Below are 480 nucleotides of genomic sequence, written 5' to 3' on the forward strand. Positions count from 1 at the left end.
AATCAGGGAGGCCGTAATTCCGATCCTGTATGAGATGGAATTTCCCAACATGATGGCCTGTTACGGCTACTTGCTGGAATGCGGTACGCATCGTTGCTTGTTGACTGGCATTCGGCAGTGGATGAACGAAAAATGCCATTTCTGCGATGTCTGCGGCCGACTGGAAAATCCGCCAAGTTAGGAGCCGGGCAGCAGCCCCCGACTAAATCATAAACAGGCTATCAAGGGCCTTGAACAGGTCATCCGCGAAGTTCGGGCCTTTGAAAATGACGGGAACCTTCTTCGGCAACAGCGTCAACACACCGGCGTCCCGATCCAGGCTGGTAATGACGGCGATTGCAATGTTACGGGTTGAGGGCATGGCCGACAACCCTATCGCCAGATCGATTCCGTCCAACCCCGGCATGACTGCCGAGATGATGATGAGGTCTGGTTTCGTCTGAACCACCATCGACAACGCCAAGACGGTATCGGGGACCA

At 54.4% G+C, this 480-nt stretch carries 1 protein-coding gene and 1 pseudogene; one reads left to right on the forward strand and one right to left on the reverse strand.

Going from position 1 to position 480, the window contains the following annotated elements; all coding sequences use genetic code 11:
* Position 1 precedes the first annotated feature (1 nt).
* Entirely contained in the window at positions 2-181 is a 180-nt protein-coding gene (locus MTBSS4_RS22070; RefSeq protein ID WP_254432356.1) for a hypothetical protein, read from the forward strand.
* A 21-nt stretch (positions 182-202) separates the two neighbouring features.
* Here MTBSS4_RS22070 and MTBSS4_RS02970 read toward each other — a convergent pair.
* Positions 203-480: pseudogene (locus tag MTBSS4_RS02970) on the reverse strand (hypothetical protein); the annotation flags it as partial.

The sequence above is a fragment of the Magnetospirillum sp. SS-4 genome (genome assembly GCF_902729425.1).
Lineage (GTDB): Bacteria > Pseudomonadota > Alphaproteobacteria > Rhodospirillales > Magnetospirillaceae > Phaeospirillum.